Source organism: Sphingopyxis sp., from assembly GCF_016704835.1.
GTDB lineage: Bacteria > Pseudomonadota > Alphaproteobacteria > Sphingomonadales > Sphingomonadaceae > Sphingopyxis.
The window spans coordinates 225,697-244,992 of record NZ_JADIZJ010000005.1 but is presented as its reverse complement, the minus strand read 5'-3'; the positions used below and the strand labels follow the sequence as shown (position 1 = coordinate 244,992).

Sequence of the window (19,296 nt, the reverse complement as noted above, 5' to 3'; positions counted from 1 at the left end):
CGCTGTGGCTGGAGAATTTGTGTGACTGATATCAATCTGGAGCGTGCTGCGGGCTGCGCGATGTGTAGCGGGTTCGGCGTACCTCGGAAAAAGCTGCTCTATCTTGCCGCCGCGACCCTGCTCCTCGCAGGAGTCCAGGCCGTGCCCGCCAGGTCTGCGCCGGCGCAAATCGCTGTGGCCCCCGCCGCCGATACCGAAACCGCGCGCCTCAACAGCTGGTTCAATGCAAAATATGAGGAAGAACTAGCGTTTAGCCCGATCGCGCGCGGCTATCAGGGCGATAAGGCCGACTTCGACAAGATCGACGACTTCTCCGACGCGGCCGAAGACCGGAAGATCGAATGGCAGCGTCGGTCCGTCGAAGAAATGAAGGCGAAATTCGATCGCGCCAAGCTTCCCGAAGACGCACAGCTTTCTTACGACCTGTGGATCTATCGCTATGACGATGCGGCGGCCTGGGCAAAATTTCGGCGCAACAACTACTACTTCAATCAGATGTTCGGCCCGCACACGCGAATCCCGCAATTTCTGATGCAGGTTCACAAGGTCGACGACCCCGCGGACATGGATGCCTATATCACCCGGATCGGCGGCGTTGCCGTAGCCGAGCTGCAACAACTCGGTTCGGCAAAGACGAATGCCGAGGCGGGGTCGCGGGTGCCGCGGTTCGCTTATGAAGCGATGATCGGCCAGGCGCGCGCGCTGATCACCGGCGCACCCTTTGGCGGGGAGGGCGACAGCCCGGTGTGGATCGACGCGCAGGCGAAGATCGATGGACTGGTTAAGGCAGGCAAGATCGATCGGGCCAAGGCGGACGCGTATCGCGCGGCGGCGCGCGAGGCGTTGCTCGAAAAATGGCTTCCCGCCTATCAGGCGCTGATCGCTTGGTTCGAATCCGAAGTTCCGAAGTCCGATGCGGTGGCAACGGGCGTCGGCAAGAATCCAGGCGGCAAGGCCTATTACGACATGCTGCTCGTCAGCTCGACGACGACAAACCTGACCGCCGACCAGATCCACCAGATTGGCCTCGACGAGGTCGCGCGGATCAAGGGCGAGATGGAAGCGATCAAGGAAAAGGTCGGTTTCAAGGGATCGCTACCGGACTTTTTCAAATATGTGCGCGACGATGATCGCTTTTATTATCCGAACACCGACGCGGGCCGGCAGCAATATATCGACACCGCGACCGCTCATATCGCCTATATGAAGCAGCAACTGCCGAAATATTTCGGCATCCTGCCCAAAGCCGATGTCATCGTGAAACGCGTCGAATCCTATCGCGAGGTCGCGGGCGGCGCGCAGCATTACTATATGTCTACCCCCGACGGATCACGTCCGGGGGTGTTCTACGCGCATCTGCTCGACATGAAATCGATGCCGATCCCGCAGCTCGAGGTGATCGCTTATCATGAGGCTTTGCCCGGGCATCACATGAATTTCGCAATCGCGCAGGAATTGACTGACATCCCGAACTTCCGCAAGTTTCTGTACGTGAATGCGTATCAGGAGGGGTGGGGGCTCTATACAGAGAAGCTGGGCAAGGGAATGGGCGCCTATCGCGATCCCTATTCGGATTTTGGCCGGCTGACGACCGAGATATGGCGCGCGATCCGGCTGGTCGTCGACACCGGGCTTCATTCGAAGGGCTGGACCGAAGAACAGGCGGTCAAATATTTCACCGAGAATTCAGCCGCTGCCGAAGGGCAGATCCGTTCCGAAGTGCGGCGTTACATCGTCATGCCGGGACAGGCGACGGGCTACAAGATCGGCATGATCAAGATGCTCGAACTGCGCAAAAGGGCCGAAGACCAGCTCGGCAGCAAATTCGACATCAAGGGCTTTCACGACACGATTCTCGGGCGGGGGCAGATGCCGCTCGACCTGCTCGAGCGCCGCGTCGACCAGTGGATTGCGAAGCAAAAGGCGGCCTGATCCCGACTGGCCCCGGAATCCTTTGCCCGACCCGTCATCGCGGAATTCGCGGGGTGACGGGCCGGGTCGGGGCTCCTCGTCACCGGTTCGCTACCCGCGATTTACGCCCAGATATTCTGACCCTCGGACCCAGCTTTATTGCGTTGCCTCCAGCTTTGTCGGTCACCCATTAGGGATACATCAGCCCACAATAATTCGGGCAGGAGAACAGAAGTTCGCGGCGCGGGATTAGAGTCCGGAAGGACGGCGGGTCGTTCGAGCCATAAAGGGGACAACATGAAAATCGCTACACTGGTTTCGGGGCTGCTGATTGCAGCCGCCTTCGCATCGCCCGCTGCTGCGGCTCAAGATGGCGGCCCGGAAGCACGCCCGATCTACAACCGCGACCAGTGGTTGCCGCCATCGGTTCCGACCTCAGACGACGTTCTGCGTATTCCCGTGCCGGCGGATTTCAACGCCCCCAAGGGATCTTTCGTGCTGGTCGGCGGCCGTCTGTTCGATGGCACCGGCAAGCCCGCGCGTCCCGCGACGATCGTAGTCGAGGGCAAGTCGATCACCGCGGTGCTGGGGCCGGACGACAAGAATTGGCCCGCGGACGCGGTCGTCTATGATGTCGCCGGCAAAACCGTGATGCCGGGCCTGATCGATCTTCACACTCACCTGACCTTTCTCGACCCCGCCGAATCGCACCTCTATTCGACCGCGCACCTCAGCGGAGCGGAATCGGCAATGCGCGGCGTCAGGCGCATGGGAATCCATCTCCAGTCCGGCGTCACCAGCGTGCGCGACCTCGCCTCGCATGGCGACGCACCCTTCGTTCTCAAGCGGGCGCAGGCCGTCGGTCAGATCCCGGGGCCGCGTATCTTCACGGCGGGCCAGCTTATCACGCAGACCGGCGGCCATGCTGCGCTCCATGCGATGGTTCCCGGCTATCCCGAAAAGCCCAACGACAATCCCAATTCGATGGTCCGTGTCGCCTCGGGACCCGACGAGTGGCGCGAGGCGGTGCGCATCCAGTTCGCCAAGGGTGCCGATCTGATCAAGCTTGCCAGCGAATATTCGCAGGAAGAAATCACCGCGGCGGTCGATGAGGCGCATTCGCTCGGCTTGCCGGTAACGGTCGACAGCGAAACGCAATATATCGACATGGCGATCAAAGCCGGCGTCGACTCGATCGAGCATCCGCTGCCGCGCAGCGATGCCGCTGTCGCCTTGATGGCGAAACGCGGTATCGCGTCGATCCCGACCTTGGTGCCCTATCGCATCGTCAGCCGGTCGTCGGGCGGTTATTTCGGATCGACCTCGCGCCGCTTCGAGCTCAATGAGCGCACGATCCTGGAGATGGGCAAGAAGCTGCGCCGCGCCGGCGTGAAAATGGGAATTGGCCTCGACCTCGTTATCAACTGGCCCGAATATATGCCAGGCGCCTATATCAACGAACTCGAGAGCTTCACCCAGATCGGCTACACCAAGAGCGAGGCGCTGGTCGCGGCGACGAAGACAAGTGCCGAGATCCTGCGCATGGGCGACCGGCTCGGCACGATCGAGCCGGGCAAGCTCGCCGACATCATCGTCGTCGATGGCAATCCCGACGAGGATTTTGGCGCGCTGCGCAAGGTGAAGACCGCCTTCGTTAATGGCCGGCTGATGTTGCAGGACGGACGCCTGTACGAACCCGCGCACATAGAAGTTCCGATGCCGCAGGCGAAATAAGGCGCCATCGCGTTCCGCATATTCGACCGTTCGTGGAGAGGGCAAGCTAATGCATATGATGCAAAATCCGGCCTTTTTTTCCGCTGTCGCCGCCCTGTCGCTGGCGGCGTGTGGCAACGGGTCGAATACCGACAGGCATTCGGAACCAACGCGCCAGACGGCTTATTCTCAATCGGCGTTGGACGCGGGGGACGCCAGCGTCGCTCGTTTAAGCGCGACGTGGTTCGACGGCTTCGTCGTGCGCGGGCGCTCCGACCCAAGGGTCAAGGCGACGCCCGAGGAGGTTGACGCCTATCTATCCGGTCGGGGCCGAGGAGCGTCCTCCATGGCCGTGTCGCATATAACTATTACAGCAGCCGGTCGTTGAAGCTGGACAAGGGCAGCCTCACCCATCAATTCCCGCTCGCGGCGATGCTTCGGCCCCCACAGTCCTGCTTATGGCTGCCGAACTTTAAGGCCGGTCACTTGCGGTTCGCGAACCGGTCTGTCGCCTCGATAAGTTCGTGCAGAATTTCAGGCTCGTTGAAGGCGTGGCCGGCCTCCGTGATGATATGGGGTCCGAACCGCGTGGACGGACGCCCACCTCCGCCGCGCTGAGCATTTGATTGATACATTCCTATATCTCTTGCTGACCCAGGGAGCGGTTTGCCGCCGCGTGCATGGCGCTATGTTTCTTTCCGGTTCCCGGCCATAAAGGGCGCTGGCGGCAAAATGTGCAGTGAAAAATCCTGCCGCTGAGGATCATGGTTTCTAATGCCAAGGGAATTACCCAATCTCGATTGGCTTCGCGTTTTCGCCGCAACAGCCGCCACCGAAAGTTTTGCCCTTGCTGCAGGCGAACTCAACGTAACCCCAGGCGCAGTCAGCCAGCGCATCAAGGCGCTCGAGGCCTATCTCGGTGTCGAGCTTTTCCAGAGATATCCTCAAGGGGTCCGCCTCACCGATGTAGGGCGACGCTACGCCCAGCGCGTCCTTCCCCCACTCGAACAACTCACGCTGGCGACGCGTGAGATTTTGTCGCCTAAAAGCGCAAAATCGATACGCCTGACGGCTTTGCCCGCCCTCGCGCAGCTTTGGCTAGGTCACAGAATAGAGGAATTTCACAAGGCGCATGCCAATACGACGATTGAAATCTGGGCCGATCCCGCGATCGTCGATTTGCGGACCTCCAACTTCGATATGGCCATTCGTTATGGCCGGCCGCCATTCCCCGGTTGCGACCATCGCGAATTGTTGTTCGACGAACTGGTGCCCATTGCGGCGCCGTCTCTCCTCCGGTCATCGCCTTTGGATGAGCAGGGATTGCCCGTTGGCATGCCGCTTTTTCTCGACACCTACTGGGCGAATGATTTCGACGACTGGCTCCGGCACACTGGCCATATCCGTCCGGCTAACCTCGTCACGCATACTTTTTCTCTCTATTCGATGGTTATCGAGGCGACATTGAACGGGCGCGGGTTCATGGTTGGTCACACGTCGGTGGTTTCAGACCTCATCGCCGAGGGGCGGCTGCAACCGCTTTCCGAACGGCGCGTAACCGCGGGCAACCAATTCTATCTGCTCACTAAGGCTGGGTCGCCGCTGTCCGATATCGCTGCGGCTTTCATTGACTGGATCTTGGATCAGGCGAAGCCGACCCCACCAGCCGGATAAATTTCAGGCGCAGTAATTCTACCGCCGAGGCGCAGGAATATTGGCATTGCGTCATTCTGACGTCTCGCCCACCCTTGGGCCACTCGAAAACCTATATCGAAACGAAATATCAAGAAGTGATACTCGATCGACGCCAAATGTCTGGGCGTCGTGCTCAGTATTTATGTGACGTCCAAAATTAAGTCCAAAGTCATATTTATTTCGGGACGTACAAGCTAGCGTGAATATCAAGATATAACAATATACTGACATTGGTTGGTGTATATGAATAGCATATCTGTGTAATTTATATTTTTCAATTATGAAAAGATCTATTGTTAGACAAAACCAATAATATTTATCCCAATGATTAGAATAAATAACAATAGAAATTTCCGTATCGCGTCAGCATTATGAAGGGGGATTAAATGTCTTTGCACAAGTATCTTTCGTTGAGCGTATCCGCATTGGCGCTTTCTGTCCCGGTAGCGGCGATGGCGCAGAATTCGGAGGAGGAGGCCTCGAGCCAGCAGGCTTCGCAGTCACGTGCTTCGACTGATCCCAACGATATCGTCGTGACCGCAACACGGCGCGACTCGTCGATCCTTCAGGCGCCGCTCAGCATCAGCGCCTATTCGCAGGAGAGCCTGGACATCAAAGGCGTGCGCAACATCGAAGATCTTGCCCGCATGACGCCGGGGGTGTCGCTCAACCAGGGAACGTTCGGCATCAAATATCTCGTGATCCGTGGCCTCACCTCGTCGATCGGCGCCACCATGAACGGCGTTTATGTCGATGACACGCCAGTTCAGGTCCGCTCGGTCAGCACGACGGGCAACTTCTATCCGGCGATGTTCGATCTCGAGCGCGTCGAGGTGCTGCGCGGGCCGCAGGGCACGCTGTTTGGTGCCGGCGCAATGGGCGGCGCGATCCGCTTCATCTCCGCAAAGCCCAGCGTGACCGACTATTCTGGCTATGCACGCGCCGAGCTGGGGTTCACCGAAGGCGGGGCGCCGAGCTATGAAGGCGGGGCGGCCTTCGGCGGTCCGATCGTCGAGGACAAGATCGGATTCCGCGCGAGCGCCTATTACCGCCGTGACGGCGGATATATCGACCGTGTTCCCTATGTCGCAAGCCGCGGCACGGCCCGGAAAAACCACAACGAGCGCGATACCTACGTCGGGCAGTTCGCGTTAATGTTTCAGCCGGCCGACGGCATGACGATCACCCCGTCGATCTTTCACCAGCAGGGCAATCGCGACAATAGCGACCAGTTCTGGGAATGGCGGCCCGGTGTAAACCTGCCGGCCTTGCCCGAATTCTATAGCGGCGAAGGCATCGACTCCTACGGCCGCGACCGCGCCACCATCTATTCGGTCAAGGGTGAGTTCGATCTCGGCCCCGCAACGATGATCAGCAACACCGCCTATCTCGACCGCAGAGTGGTCAACAAGGACGATGCCACCGCCTATTATCTCGACATATTCGGTCTCCCGGCCGGTCTGGACCTTCCGGGCATCCTCGATCCGCGCATCGTCATCAATCTGGAAATGAAACAGCGTGCCTTCACCCAGGAGCTGCGTATCCAGTCGAACCCCGGTTCGGGACCGATCAGCTATGTCGCGGGCGTCTTTTTTCAGAACTCGCGCCAGAGTGCCGAGGAATTCGACGTCGCGCCAAATCCCGACCTGTTTCTTGCGCCTTCGACGAATGGGAATATCGGCTATCTTCTCGACAACGCGCGCGACCAGCAGTTCGCCGTGTTCGGCCAGGTCGATTACAAGCTGGCCGACAAGCTGACGGTCAGCGCAGGCCTTCGCTATTCATATGTGACGTTCGACTTCAAGCAAACCAGCGGAAACAATCTGCCGACGGACACCGTCGTAACCGGCAGCACCGACGAGAGCCCGATCACGCCCAAGTTCAACATCGAATATAATCCCACCGACAATCTGATGTTCTATGCCAGCGCGGGCAAAGGTTTTCGTCCCGGCGGCTCCAATGCCGTTCTGGCGTCGCAGATCGACAATGCGTGTCTGGTTCAATTGCAGAATCTTGGATATTCTAAGGTCCCGTCGCAATATCGCTCCGACAGTACGTGGAGCTACGAAGTGGGCGCCAAGGGACGCGTTGGCAGCTGGCTGACGTTTGCCGGTGACGTGTTCCAGATCGACTGGACCGATGTTCAGCGTTCCCGCTCGGTGCTCAACTGCGGCGTCCCCTTTATCGATAATCTGGGTAAGTCGCGTGCGCGCGGCGTCGAGGCGAAGATCACACTCACGCCGGTCACTGGCCTGACGCTCGACGCCAATTTCAGTTACACCGATGCGAAAGTCAATCAGACGCTCATCCGCCCCGCGTTTACCAACAACAACGGGTCGGTCATTCCGGCGGGCAACATCGTCACCAAGGGCGACAGGTTCGCGCCGCCATGGATCGTGTCGCTGTCCGCGGACTATGAGACCGAGCTGGGCCTGGGCGATGTGATCGGCTTTGGCCGCGTCCAATGGGATCACCGCAGCGGGCAGACAACGCCGTCGGGCAATCTCGGTTACAATCCATTGTATGCCCGGGTCCCGGCCCGTGAATTCGTCGCTGCACGGCTGGGCGCTCGCACCGGCCAGACGGACATCTCGCTGTTCGTCAACAATTTACTCAACTCGCGCGACGAACTCGGAAAGCTCGTGATCGGCCCGGGACAGCGCCAGCTTCGGCAGACGTATCGGCCGAGAACCTGGGGCGTCACCGTCAGCCAGCGTTTCTGACGGCGCTCGCCGGGGGCAGCCCGGACGACGAAGCATGACGAGTGCCTGATCCGCTCACCTGGAGCGGATCAGGCCGATATTTGAAGGGATGGAAGGCATATGAAAGCCTCGTGGGTATATCGTCTGTTGCTCGTCACGGCGCTGATCGCCGTGCCGACGCTCGCGCAGGCGAAGGACAAGGACAAGGGCCCCGAGGCGCGCCCGATCTACAACCGCGACCAGTGGTTGCCGCCATCGGTCCCGACATCGGACGACGTTCTGCGTATTCCCGTTCCGGCAGATTTCAACGCCCCCAAGGGATCGTTCGTGCTGGTCGGCGGCCGGCTGTTCGATGGCACCGGCAAGCCCGCGCGCCCCGCGACGATCGTCGTCGAGGGCAAGTCGATCACCGCGGTGCTGGGACCGGACGACAAGAATTGGCCCCCGGACGCGGTCGTCTATGACGTCGCCGGCAAAACCGTGATGCCGGGCCTGATCGACCTTCACACCCATCTGACCTTTCTGGAAGGGGCGGCCGATGCGAGCATTTATTCGTCCGCGAATACCAGCGGCGCCGAATCGGTCATGCGCGGCGTCAAGCGCTTGGGGGTTTATCTGGAATCGGGCGTCACCACCGTGCGCGATGTCGCATCGCACGGCGACACACCGTTTGTGCTCAAGCGGCTACAGGCAACGGGCGAACTTCCCGGGCCTCGCATCTTCGCCGCCGGTCAGCTGATCACACAGACCGGGGGGCACGCGGCGCTGCACGCCTTCCAGCCCGGCTATCCCGAGATCGCCGACAAAAACCCCAACTCGATGGTCCGGATTGCGTCGGGTCCCGACGAATGGCGCGAGGCGGTTCGCCTCCAGTTCGCCAAGGGTGCCGACCTGATCAAGCTTGCCAGCGAATATTCACAAGAAGAAATCACCGCCGCAGTCGACGAGGCGCACTCACTCGGTCTTCCGGTAACGGTCGACAGCGAAACGCAATATATCGACATGGCGATCAAGGCCGGCGTCGACTCGATCGAACATCCGCTGCCGCGTAGCGACGCCGCAATCGCCTTGATGGCGAAGCGCGGCATCGCTTCGGTGCCGACGCTCGTCGCCTATCGTATCATCATGCGTGGCAGCGGCGGCTATTTCGGGTCGACCTCGCGCCGCTTCGAGCTCAACGAAACCGTCAACGAGAATATGGTCGCAAAGATGCGCCGCGCCGGCGTGAAGATGGGTATCGGCCTCGACGTGGTCGCGCTCGCGGGGACGGGCTTCCTGCCCGGATCCTATATCGACGAGCTGGAATCCTTCCACCGCATCGGCTTTACCAAGGTCGAGGCGCTGGTCGCGGCGACGAAGACGGGTGCCGAGATCCTGCGCATGGGGGACCGGCTCGGCACGATCGAGCCGGGCAAACTTGCCGACATCATCGTCGTCGATGGCAATCCCGACGAGGATTTCGGCGCGCTGCGCAAGGTGAAGACCGCCTTCGTCAATGGCCGGCTGATGTTGCAGGACGGACGCATCTACAAAGCGGCGCACGAAGAAGTGCCGATGCCGACGGCGAAATGAAGGAAGCCCGTGAAGCTGCGCCAGCCCGGAACCGATCGGGATGCTAATGGCCGAGCGCAGCCATCGCGGCCTTGACGATCGGTTCACGCCACTCGCGTTCGACGTGCATGGTGACGGCGATCCGCGCCGAGAAAGTGGCCCCCGACAGGGCCGTGAACGTGCGCGCCATCCGTTGCCTGTCGGGCGCCGCCAGGTCGATCCCCAGCGCGCCGATGATGTCGAATCCCAGCTGGGCGAAGCGCGGATCGCCCGTGCCCCCGGCTTGTGCCAATCGCTCGCCATCGCGCGCCAATTGCTGGGCGAAGTCCGACATGCCAGGCCAGGTGAAGGCGAAGTCGATAACGCCCTCGACGAGTTTTCGATCGCGCTCGATCCCGGGGGCAAAGCCGTCGAGCCTACCGATCCGTTCGCGCGTCTGGGTTTCGTAACGGTCGAGGACCGCATCATGGAGCGCCTTCTTGCTCGGATAGTGGTGGAGCAGCCCGGCCTTGGAATAGCCGAGCGCGTCGGCGATCTGCTGGATCGACGTGCGCGAAAACCCGTGGCGCGCGAATATCCCCGCAGCACAGTCGAGAATTTCGGCGTCGATCTCGGCTTTCGTCTGTCTCGGCATGGTCGCCCTCTATCATCGCCTCGGTCGAACCGGTCAATCTTGAAGCGATTGCTCCGAGGTCCCGAGCCAAAAGTTTCTTGCAGCCGATCATTATGGTAGGTAACCGACTAATATGGTCGGTTACTCGATAAACTCAGCCGGGCGGGCGCGTCAACCCGCCTCAACGCATTTCAGGAGAGAGTCATTGCTGCAATTGGATGGTGTCGAGCATGTGTATCCGAACGGCACGCGCGCGCTCGACGGAGTGACGATTTCGATCGGCAAAGGGATGTTCGGATTGCTTGGGCCCAACGGCGCTGGAAAATCCTCGCTGATGCGCACGATCGCGACGCTGCAGACGCCGACCGCCGGCGAGATACGTTTCGGCGATATCGATGTGCTGCGCGAGCCCACGCGGCTGCGCGCGACGCTGGGATATCTCCCGCAGGATTTCGGCGTTTATCCGCGCGTATCGGCGTACGACCTGCTCGATCATATGGCGTCGCTGAAGGGCGTCATCTCCTCGGCAGATCGCAAAAACACTGTCGAAACTTTGCTCAATCAGACCAATTTATGGAATGTGCGCAGCAAAGCGGTCGCGGGCTTTTCGGGCGGCATGCGCCAGCGCTTTGGCATCGCGCAAGCGCTGATCGGCAACCCCGAGCTGATCATCGTCGACGAGCCGACCGCCGGCCTTGATCCCGAGGAACGCAATCGTTTTTATAACCTGCTCGTCGAGATCGGCGAGAATGTCGTCGTGATCCTGTCGACGCATATCGTCGATGACGTCGCCGACCTGTGCCCGCGCATGGCGGTGCTGGCGGCGGGTCGCATCCAGGTCGAAGGCGCGCCGCTCGACCTGATCGAGCGGAGCCGCGGCACGGTCTGGGCCAAGACCATCGAGCGTGAGCGGCTGGCTGAGGTTCAGGCGTCGCATGAGGTGATCTCGACGCGCCTGCTGTCGGGCAGCACCATCGTCCATGTCCTGTCGGACAAGGACCCGGGAGGCGGCTTCGCGCTGGTCGAAGGCGGGCTCGAGGATGTTTACCTTTCCACCCTGGTGCGCTCGCGCCGGGCCGCTGCCGCTCGGCAAGCTGCATAAGGGATCCGCAGATGTTCGCAACGATTGCGCGCTTCGAGCTGCGCTACCAGTTTCGCAACCCGGTTTTCTGGGCCGCCGCTATCATGTTCTTCCTGCTGACCTTTGCAGGAACGACCGTGGAATCGATCCGCCTGGGCAGCGGTGGCAGCATCCATACCAATGCACCGACCGCGGTTGCGCAGGTGCAGCTGATGATGTCGCTGTTCTTCATGTTCGTGACGACGGCGTTTGTCGGCAATGTGGTGGTACGCGATGACGAGACCGGGTTCGGCAGCATCATCCGATCGACCAAGGTCGGCAAGATACCCTATATGTGTGGCCGATTCAGCGGCGCGTTCCTCGGTGCCGCGATCGCGTTTCTGGCCGTCCCGTTGGCACTCTGGGTCGGCACCTTCATGCCGTGGGTCAGCGCTGAGCATCTCGGGCCGAACCGGCTGCAAGACTATGCCTTCGGCTATTTCGTTATCGCGCTGCCCAACATCCTCATGACGTCGGCGATCTTCTTCGCGGTGGCGAGTTGGACGCGGTCGGTCACCTACAGCTATCTGGCGGTGATCGTGTTCATGTTCGCCTATTTCACGCTTACTGCAATGCTGCGCAAATTGCCCGACCTGACGCTCGCCGCCTATTTTGAGCCTTTCGGATCGGTCGCCTATGGCTTGAGCGTACGGTATCTGACCCCGATCCAGGCCAACACGCAATCGCTGGAGCTCACCGGACTGCTCGCCGGCCACCGTCTTTTGTGGTTGGCGATCTCCGTTGCGATCGTCGCATTCGCGGTGTGGCGTTTCCGTTTCGCAGATCGCGGTTCGTCGAAAGGAAGCGCAAAACGCGATGCTGCGCGTCAGCAGAAGCTTGCTGCCGTCAAGCCCGCCCTAGTTGATCGCTTGCCTGCCGGCACCCCGGAACGAGGGGCCGGGCATCAGCTTGCCACGCGCACGCTGCTTGAGATGAAGCTGGTATTCAAAAGCCCTGCCTTTTGGGTGCTGGCGGTTGTCGGGTCGATCAATCTGTACCTGACGCTCAATCTCGCCGGCCTCTACTACGGCGTCCCCATCTGGCCCCGAACCTTTGCGATCGCCGATACTGTGAGCGCGGCATCGACGCTGATCACGCTGTTGATGGCAATTTATTTTTCGGGCGAAGTAGTTTGGCGCGAACGCGAACGTCGCTTCAACGAAATCATCGATGCGACGCCGCTCCCCAACTGGATATTCCTCGTCTCCAAGCTCGCGGGCGTTGCGGGTGTGCTGCTCGTGCTCAGCGTGGCAGTGGTGCTATTCGAATCGATCCTGTACCAGTTGATGGGCGGCGTTACCGATATCGAATTTGGCCATTGGCTGGCGTGGTTCGCCGCACCCACCGCATTCTACGTCATTCAGATCGCCGCGCTTTCGATCGTTGTCCAGGCGGTCAGCCCGAACAAGTTCGTCGGCTGGGGCATCATGCTGATCTATCTCGTGTCGACGATCGTCTTTGCCGGGTTGGGTTGGGAGCACCCGCTACTGAACTATGCGGCCGTGGCGCAGCCGCTCTCCGACATGAACGGTTCGAACTATGGTGAGACGGTCGCGTGGTGGCTGCGCTTCTTCTGGTTGGCTGTTGCCGTGGTTCTGGTCGTGGTTGGCCATCTGATGTGGCGGCGGGGCACCGCGGTCACGCTGAAAGGTCAATGGCGGACGCTGCCGTCGCGGCTCAGGGGCGCGCCCCTGGCGTTCCTCTCGATCGCCCTGGCGGTTGCGATCGGCATGGGCGGTTTCCTGTTCTACAACATGAATATACTCAACGAATATCCCGATAGCGAGACGTTCGAACGCCGCCTGGCCCAGTATGAACGCGACTATTCGCGCTACGTAGACCTGCCGCAGCCAACTTTGACCGACATCAAGCTCAAGGTCGATCTGCACCCGTCAGAAGGTGCCATATATGTCAACGGCACCTATCGTTTCGTCAATGAAACCGCGGTGCCGATCGAGACCCTCCACCTTCGTACGACGCCCGGCCTGAACCTGCCATTCCGCGTTCTTTCGCTGCCGGGGGCGACGTTGGTGCGTGACGACAAGGTCAACCACCACCGTATATACCGGTTCGAACAGCCGTTGCAGCCGGGCGCAAGTCGGACGATGTCGTTTCTGACCGCGGTCGAAAAGCGCGGCTTGGCAGCGTTGCCCAATTCCCAGAATTACGAGATCGACGCGCAGCCGGTGAAGAACGGAACCTATGTCATCAACCACCAGATCTTGCCCCTAGTGGGCATGACGCGGATGGGCTTCCTCGAGGACAAGACCACGCGTGTCAAATACGGACTCTCTCCCGCGCCGGTGACGCCGAAGCTGGAAGACCGGTCGGCTCAGGCGCGAAATTATTCGGGACTGGATCGGGTCAACACCGACATCACCGTGACAACCGATGCGGACCAGACACTGGTCGCTACCGGCGCGCGCGTCTCCGATCGCGTGGCCCAAGGGCGCCGAACCGCGCGCTTCGTGTCACCGATCCCGTCGATCAATTTCGTCATGATCCAGTCGGCGCGCTATGCGGTCAAGACGGCCGATTCCGACGGCGTCAAGCTGGAGGTCTATTATGACCCCCAGCACCCGAAGAACATCGACCGGATGCTCCGTGCGATGGACGACTCGCTCGATTACTTCCGCAAGAATTTCGGGCCCTATCAATATCCCTATGCGCGGATCATCGAACGACCAAGCTATGGCGGCGGCGCGAACTCGGCGGCGGGCACCATCGGCTTTTCGGAAAAGATCGGCTTCAATATGGATCTCAGCGATCCAAAGCGGCTTGATTTCCTGTCCTATGTCGCTTCGCACGAGCTGGCGCACCAATATTGGTTCCATCAGCTGATGCCGGCCGACATGCAGGGAGCCGAGGTGCTCACCGAAGGGCTGGCACAATATTCGGCGCTGATGGTGATGAAACATCGCTACGGGCCTGATCATCTCCGGCAATTCCTGAAATATGAGGTCGATCAGTATCTGCAAGGCCGCCGGATGGAGAAGGGTGAGGAGAACCCGCTCTTCCGAACGCGCAAACAGGGCTATATCCATTACAACAAAGCCTCGATCGTCATGTTCCTGATCCAGGAGCGCTTGGGAGAGGAGCGGGTGAACGCCGTGCTACGCGGTCTGCTCGCGCAATATCGCTTCAAGGGCGCCCCTTACGCGCGGTCGAGCGATCTGGTCGATGGCTTGTTGGCGACGGCCCGCACCCCGCAGGAGCGCGAACTGATCCGCGATCAGTTCGAGCGGATCACCCTCTACGACTTGCGCGCGAAACAGGCGACGGTCAGACGCCTGCCGGGCGGACAATATGAAACGACGATTACTGTCCATGCTGGCCAGGCCTATGCCGACGGTCAGGGCAACGAGCGCAAGGCGGCGTTCGACCAGCAAGTCGATATCGGCGTCTTCACCGCAAACCCGGCCGACCTTGGTTTTGGCCGCGCAAACATCCTGTCGATACGGCGCCTGCCGATCCGATCGGGCGAGCAACAGGTCCGCATCGTGACGAAGGGAAAGCCGATCTATGCGGGCGTCGATCCGTGGCTGACCTTCATCGATCGCAACGCGAACGATAACATCATCGCGGTGTCTTCCCTGGGCCGGTGAATGGGAAGCAGCTGTCCGGAAACGGCATCCGGGACTTGCTTGGAAAATTTAGAGGATGGGAACCGTTGATGATCAGGGCAATAAGGGCGATGTTTTTAACCGGGGTCATGCTGGCGCCTGGTGTCAGCGCATGGTCGCACGAAGCAGAGCCAAGCCGCGCCGTGTCGACCCGAGCCGTCGTCCAGGCGGCCGAAAACGAGACCGCGCGGTTCAATGCGTGGCTTGACGCCAAATATGAGGAACAGCTCGACTTCAGTCCTATGTCGCGCGGCTATGCGGGCCAGAAGAAGGACTCTGACAAAATAGACGACATGTCCGACGCGGCCGCCGACAGGGCGCTCGAGTGGCAGCGCAAATCGGTCGAGGACCTAAAGGAGAATTTCGATCGCGCGGCACTGCCGTCGGACGCGCAGCTGTCCTATGATCTGTGGGTCTATCAATATGAGGACGCGGCTGCGCTCGCCAAGTTTCGCCGAAATACCTATAGCTTCAACCAGATGGCCGGGCCGCATACGGGTTTTCCGCAGTTCCTGATGCAAATCCACAGTGTCGATGCGCCGGCGGATATGGATGCCTATATCGCGCGCATCGGCGGCATCGCGCGCGCGGAGCTCCAGCTGCTGGAGATCGCCAGGCGGAACGCGGCGGCGGGATCGCGCGTGCCGCGCTTCGCCTACGAACTGATGATCCCGCAGGCGCGCGCGCTGATAGCCGGCGCGCCCTTTGGGGGCGAGGGCGACAGCGCCGTGTGGGCCGACGTCAACACCAAGGTTGACGGGCTGGTCAAGGCTGGGAAGATCGATACCGCCCATGCCGATTCATACAGGGGAGCGGCGCGCAAAGCACTGCTCGACCAATGGAAGCCCGCTTATGACGAGCTGATTGCGTGGTTCGAGGCCGAATTGCCCAAGGCGGATGCGATCACGCCGGGGGTCGGCAAGCAACCGAACGGCAAGCCCTATTATGATGCGCTGCTGCGCAGCGCGACGACGACCGACCTGTCTGCAGATCAGATCCATCAAATCGGACTCGACGAGGTGGCGCGGATCAAGGTCGAAATGGAAGCGATCAAGGCGAAGGTCGGCTTCAAGGGTACGCTTGGCGACTTTTTCAAATTTGTTCGCGACGATGACCAGTTCTATGACGCCAACACCGACGAGGGGCGTCAGTCGCATATCGACGCCGCGACCGCTTATGTCGCGCAGATGAAACTGCAGCTGCCCCGGTATTTCGGCATCCTTCCCAAGGCCGATGTCGTCGTCAGACGCGTCGAGGCCTATCGCGAAATCCCGGGGGGGGCAGCGCATTATTTTCTCTCGTCGCCGGACGGCTCGCGGCCAGGCATATTCTATCTGCATCTCTCCGACATGCGGGCGAAACCGAAGCCGCAGCTTGAAAATACGGTCTATCACGAAGCACTGCCCGGCCATCATCTGAACTTCGCAATTGCGCGCGAACTGACCAATTATCCCGAATTCAGAAAGAACGCTTCTTTCAACGCCTATCAGGAAGGTTGGGGCCTCTATGCCGAGAAGCTCGCCAAGGAGATGGGAGCATATAAGGATCCCTATTCCGATTTCGGCCGCCTCACCGGAGAGATTTGGCGGGCGATCCGCCTGGTTGTCGATACCGGCCTGCACTCGAAAGGCTGGACCGAAGGTCAGGCCGTCAAATATTTCACCGAGAATTCAGCGGCGCCCGAGGCGCAGATCCGCGCCGAGGTGCAACGCTATATCGTGATGCCTGGGCAGGCCACCGGCTATAAGATCGGCATGATCAAGATGGAGGAACTGCGGAGGAAGGCCGAAAAACAGCTCGGCCCGAAATTCGACATCCGCGGCTTCCATGATGCGATCCTCGGCCATGGGCAGTTGCCGTTCGCCCTACTCGAAAGGCAGGTCGATCGATGGATCGCGGGACAAATGTCAGGTGCTCGTTAAGCGGTCGACCCACGAAGGCGCCAAGCCGCACCCCGCGCAATTGCAACAGACGGCACGCGATGATTCAAAAGTGCGATCATGTAGGCTGCCAGCGTCCGGATTTCATTATCGTCCATTCCGGCCTTTGCCGGCTGCGACAGGTTCCAATGGCACGAAACAATCCTGATCGACTGGCTATCATGGCCTGACAATATTCATACTATTCCTTGAAATCACGCCGTTTATTCCGCGTTCTGGGGTTTACGGACCGGCGTTTCGACCGGGGGCAGGGCTTGGCTAGGCGCGGCGGCTAATTCCGCCCACATTCCCGCCGGTCCGGATTGCGGACGCAGCGTTCCTTGCGAGCTCGCGCGGCCATGATCTGGCCGTCCTTGGCGAGTTGGAAGTGTATTTCGGTCTCCTCGAGCTTCCGGAGTTTCTTGGTATCGCGCCGCTGCTGCTGATCGAGCATGCAGGCGGTGTAATCACGGGTACCGTATCTCGCACCAAAGTTTTCGCAGGTATATCTGTCCTCACGAAGCTTCGACTGCTGGCTTTTGGCGATCGCTTCGCTTTGTGCGAAGCCCAACGTCATAACGACGAAGCCAGTAGCGACCAAGGCGAGGCGATTGCAGATGAATTTATATCGAATCATATTTGTGGCTCTTTTCCAAAATATCGCTGGTCCGTCCGCAACGCGCGTCGCGTTCTCATGGCTCAGGCGAGCGCGCCCCCGTCGGCGGTGAGGATGGCGCCCGTAATCACGCTCGCAGCGGGGCTGGCGAGAAATACCACGGCGTTGGCGATTTCGCGCGGCTCGGCGTAGCGCCCCAGCGACGTCAGGCTTCGCTGGAAATCCGCAGCCGCGCCGTCGGCGGGGTTTGCTTCGGTATCGACCGACCCGGGCTGTACAAGGTTCACAGTGATGCCATGCGGGCCGAGTTCGCGCGACAGGCCACGGGTGAACGAAGTCAGCGCCGCCTTGGACATCGCATAAGCCGTTACGCCCGGGAACGGTACCCGCTCCCCGAGCCCCGAACCAATCGAGATGATGCGGCCTCCAGCGGTCAGGTGCGGAATCGCTGCCTTTGCGAACAGCACCGGTGCGCGCACGTTGACGTCCATCATGGATTGATAGTCGTTCACGGCGATGTCGGCGATAGCCCCGTAGAGGCCGATAGCTGCGCTGTTGACGAGTATGTCGAGTTCGCCGAGCGACGAGACGGCTTCGCTCACGGAGCGCGTGATAGCCTCCGGGTCGGCGCTGTCGGCTTGAATAGCGAAGGCGCGGTGCCCTGTACTCTCGATGGACTTGGCCATCGTTTCAGCTTTTTCGACCGAGTGCTGGTACGTAAATGCGACGTCAGCGCCGTTCTCCGCCAGCGCCAAAGCGATCGCAGCGCCGATGCCCCGGGATCCTCCTGTTACGAGTGCGCGCTTTCCGGTCAGGTCAATCATTTCATATTCTCCTTAGGGCTATAAAATAGGTTGGCACGAGGCCTGCACCACCGCAGATCATACCTAAGTCTTGCCTGATCCTGCCAAGCCCCTATCTACAGGCTATGTTGGTTTCCGAGAGCCGGACCTGTCGCCTGTTGGAAGGCGTTGCCCCCTTCATCGCTGCCCGTGGGGAGTCGGCGGGCCTTTCGACGCCGATTCCGCGCTTGACAGTCTGGACAAGCTCAAATGCCACGCTGCCGACGACCGCGGTGTTCGAGCCCATGTTTTACGCGGTTGTGCAGGGAACCAAGGTCTTGATCATGGGGGCCAATCGCTTTGAACTGGCGGCGGGTACGTGCGCGGCATCGTCTTACGGTCTGCCCTACTCATACCAATTTTCCGATGCGACGCCCGACCGCCCTTACGTCGGTATCAGCCTCCATCTCGATACCGCCCTGCTGACGGACGTCATGCTCGATATGACCAAACAGGATGATCGCTGGGCTTGCACGGTAGCAGCGGGTGATCTGAACGGTTCGGTCGGCGAGGCGTTCGGTCGTCTCGTCGGACTCCTGAACACCCCCGACGATATCGGCATGCTCGCGACGCTCTACGAGACGGAGCTGTACTTTCGTCTTCTGCAGAGCACGATGGGAGACACGCTTCGTCAGATTGGTCAGCGAAGCGACCGGCTACGGGAGATCAAGGCGGCAGCTGACTGGCTTGGCGCCAATCACAGCAAATCAGTTATCATCCCTGATCTGGCGACTTCCGCGGGCATGAGCGTCACCTCGTTCCACCGGCACTTCAAGGCTTTTACGGGATACAGCCCGCTCGCCTTTCAACGCCATATGCGCCTTCTGGAAGCCCGCAAGCTGCTCGCCGCCGGTGCTGTCAGTGTATCTCGCATCGCCCATGAGGTAGGGTACCTCAGCTCTTCTCAGTTCAGCCGCGAGTACAAGAGCCTGTTCGGCATCTCGCCCGTTACCGATTTATCGCGTTAATACGTCGCGTACCCGTCAATCCG

The 19,296-nt window shown here is 60.3% G+C and carries 12 protein-coding genes; 9 read left to right on the top strand and 3 right to left on the bottom strand.

Annotated features, from left to right (window positions below; translation table 11 throughout):
• Positions 1-21: 21 nt before the first annotated feature.
• The 5 genes from IPF76_RS10720 to IPF76_RS10700 all read left to right on the top strand — a co-directional run bounded on the left by IPF76_RS10720 (position 22) and on the right by IPF76_RS10700 (position 9,593).
• On the top strand, positions 22-1,932 hold the full coding sequence (locus IPF76_RS10720) for a DUF885 family protein (RefSeq protein WP_293843326.1): 1,911 nt from the start codon (positions 22-24) through the stop codon (positions 1,930-1,932).
• 276 nt (positions 1,933-2,208) lie between these two features.
• Positions 2,209-3,645 (top strand): amidohydrolase family protein, encoded by a 1,437-nt coding sequence (locus IPF76_RS10715; RefSeq protein WP_293843324.1) that lies wholly within the window; start codon positions 2,209-2,211, stop codon positions 3,643-3,645.
• 753 nt (positions 3,646-4,398) lie between these two features.
• Positions 4,399-5,298, top strand: coding sequence for a LysR substrate-binding domain-containing protein (locus IPF76_RS10710; RefSeq protein ID WP_293843322.1), 900 nt, complete (start codon positions 4,399-4,401; stop codon positions 5,296-5,298).
• 407 nt (positions 5,299-5,705) lie between these two features.
• Entirely contained in the window at positions 5,706-8,042 is a 2,337-nt protein-coding gene (locus tag IPF76_RS10705) for a TonB-dependent receptor (RefSeq protein ID WP_293843320.1), read from the top strand.
• 99 nt (positions 8,043-8,141) lie between these two features.
• Complete coding sequence (locus tag IPF76_RS10700; protein WP_293843318.1) at positions 8,142-9,593, top strand: amidohydrolase family protein; 1,452 nt, start codon at positions 8,142-8,144, stop codon at positions 9,591-9,593.
• A gap of 43 nt (positions 9,594-9,636) precedes the next feature.
• On the opposite strand, the gene IPF76_RS10695 is transcribed toward IPF76_RS10700, so the two are convergent.
• Complete coding sequence (locus tag IPF76_RS10695) at positions 9,637-10,206, bottom strand: TetR/AcrR family transcriptional regulator (RefSeq protein WP_293843316.1); 570 nt, start codon at positions 10,204-10,206, stop codon at positions 9,637-9,639.
• Positions 10,207-10,390: 184 nt separating this feature from the next.
• Between IPF76_RS10695 and IPF76_RS10690 the strand changes: the two genes are divergently transcribed.
• From IPF76_RS10690 to IPF76_RS10680, 3 genes are all read left to right on the top strand, one after another.
• Positions 10,391-11,287, top strand: a complete 897-nt coding sequence (locus IPF76_RS10690) for an ABC transporter ATP-binding protein (RefSeq protein ID WP_293843314.1) — start codon at positions 10,391-10,393, stop codon at positions 11,285-11,287.
• A gap of 11 nt (positions 11,288-11,298) precedes the next feature.
• Positions 11,299-14,910, top strand: a complete 3,612-nt coding sequence (locus IPF76_RS10685) for a M1 family aminopeptidase (RefSeq protein WP_293843312.1) — start codon at positions 11,299-11,301, stop codon at positions 14,908-14,910.
• Between the two features lie 161 nt (positions 14,911-15,071).
• Positions 15,072-16,850, top strand: a complete 1,779-nt coding sequence (locus IPF76_RS10680) for a DUF885 family protein (protein WP_293843310.1) — start codon at positions 15,072-15,074, stop codon at positions 16,848-16,850.
• A gap of 289 nt (positions 16,851-17,139) precedes the next feature.
• Here the strand turns inward: IPF76_RS10680 and IPF76_RS10675 are convergent, their stop codons facing one another.
• Positions 17,140-17,484, bottom strand: coding sequence for a hypothetical protein (locus IPF76_RS10675; RefSeq protein WP_293843308.1), 345 nt, complete (start codon positions 17,482-17,484; stop codon positions 17,140-17,142).
• Positions 17,485-17,546: 62 nt separating this feature from the next.
• Positions 17,547-18,287: an SDR family oxidoreductase gene (locus IPF76_RS10670; RefSeq protein WP_293843306.1), complete on the bottom strand. Its 741-nt coding sequence runs from the start codon at positions 18,285-18,287 to the stop codon at positions 17,547-17,549.
• A gap of 137 nt (positions 18,288-18,424) precedes the next feature.
• Between IPF76_RS10670 and IPF76_RS10665 the strand changes: the two genes are divergently transcribed.
• Positions 18,425-19,273, top strand: coding sequence for an AraC family transcriptional regulator (locus IPF76_RS10665; protein WP_293843304.1), 849 nt, complete (start codon positions 18,425-18,427; stop codon positions 19,271-19,273).
• The last annotated feature ends 23 nt before the right edge of the window (positions 19,274-19,296 follow it).

Coding starts and splice junctions, on each gene's coding strand:
- IPF76_RS10715 (WP_293843324.1), top strand. CDS start 2,209: ATGAAAATCGCTACACTGGTTTCGGGGCTGCTGATTGCAGCCGCCTTC.
- IPF76_RS10710 (WP_293843322.1), top strand. CDS start 4,399: ATGCCAAGGGAATTACCCAATCTCGATTGGCTTCGCGTTTTCGCCGCA.
- IPF76_RS10705 (WP_293843320.1), top strand. CDS start 5,706: ATGTCTTTGCACAAGTATCTTTCGTTGAGCGTATCCGCATTGGCGCTT.
- IPF76_RS10700 (WP_293843318.1), top strand. CDS start 8,142: ATGAAAGCCTCGTGGGTATATCGTCTGTTGCTCGTCACGGCGCTGATC.
- IPF76_RS10695 (WP_293843316.1), bottom strand. CDS start 10,206: ATGCCGAGACAGACGAAAGCCGAGATCGACGCCGAAATTCTCGACTGT.
- IPF76_RS10685 (WP_293843312.1), top strand. CDS start 11,299: ATGTTCGCAACGATTGCGCGCTTCGAGCTGCGCTACCAGTTTCGCAAC.
- IPF76_RS10675 (WP_293843308.1), bottom strand. CDS start 17,484: ATGATTCGATATAAATTCATCTGCAATCGCCTCGCCTTGGTCGCTACT.
- IPF76_RS10670 (WP_293843306.1), bottom strand. CDS start 18,287: ATGATTGACCTGACCGGAAAGCGCGCACTCGTAACAGGAGGATCCCGG.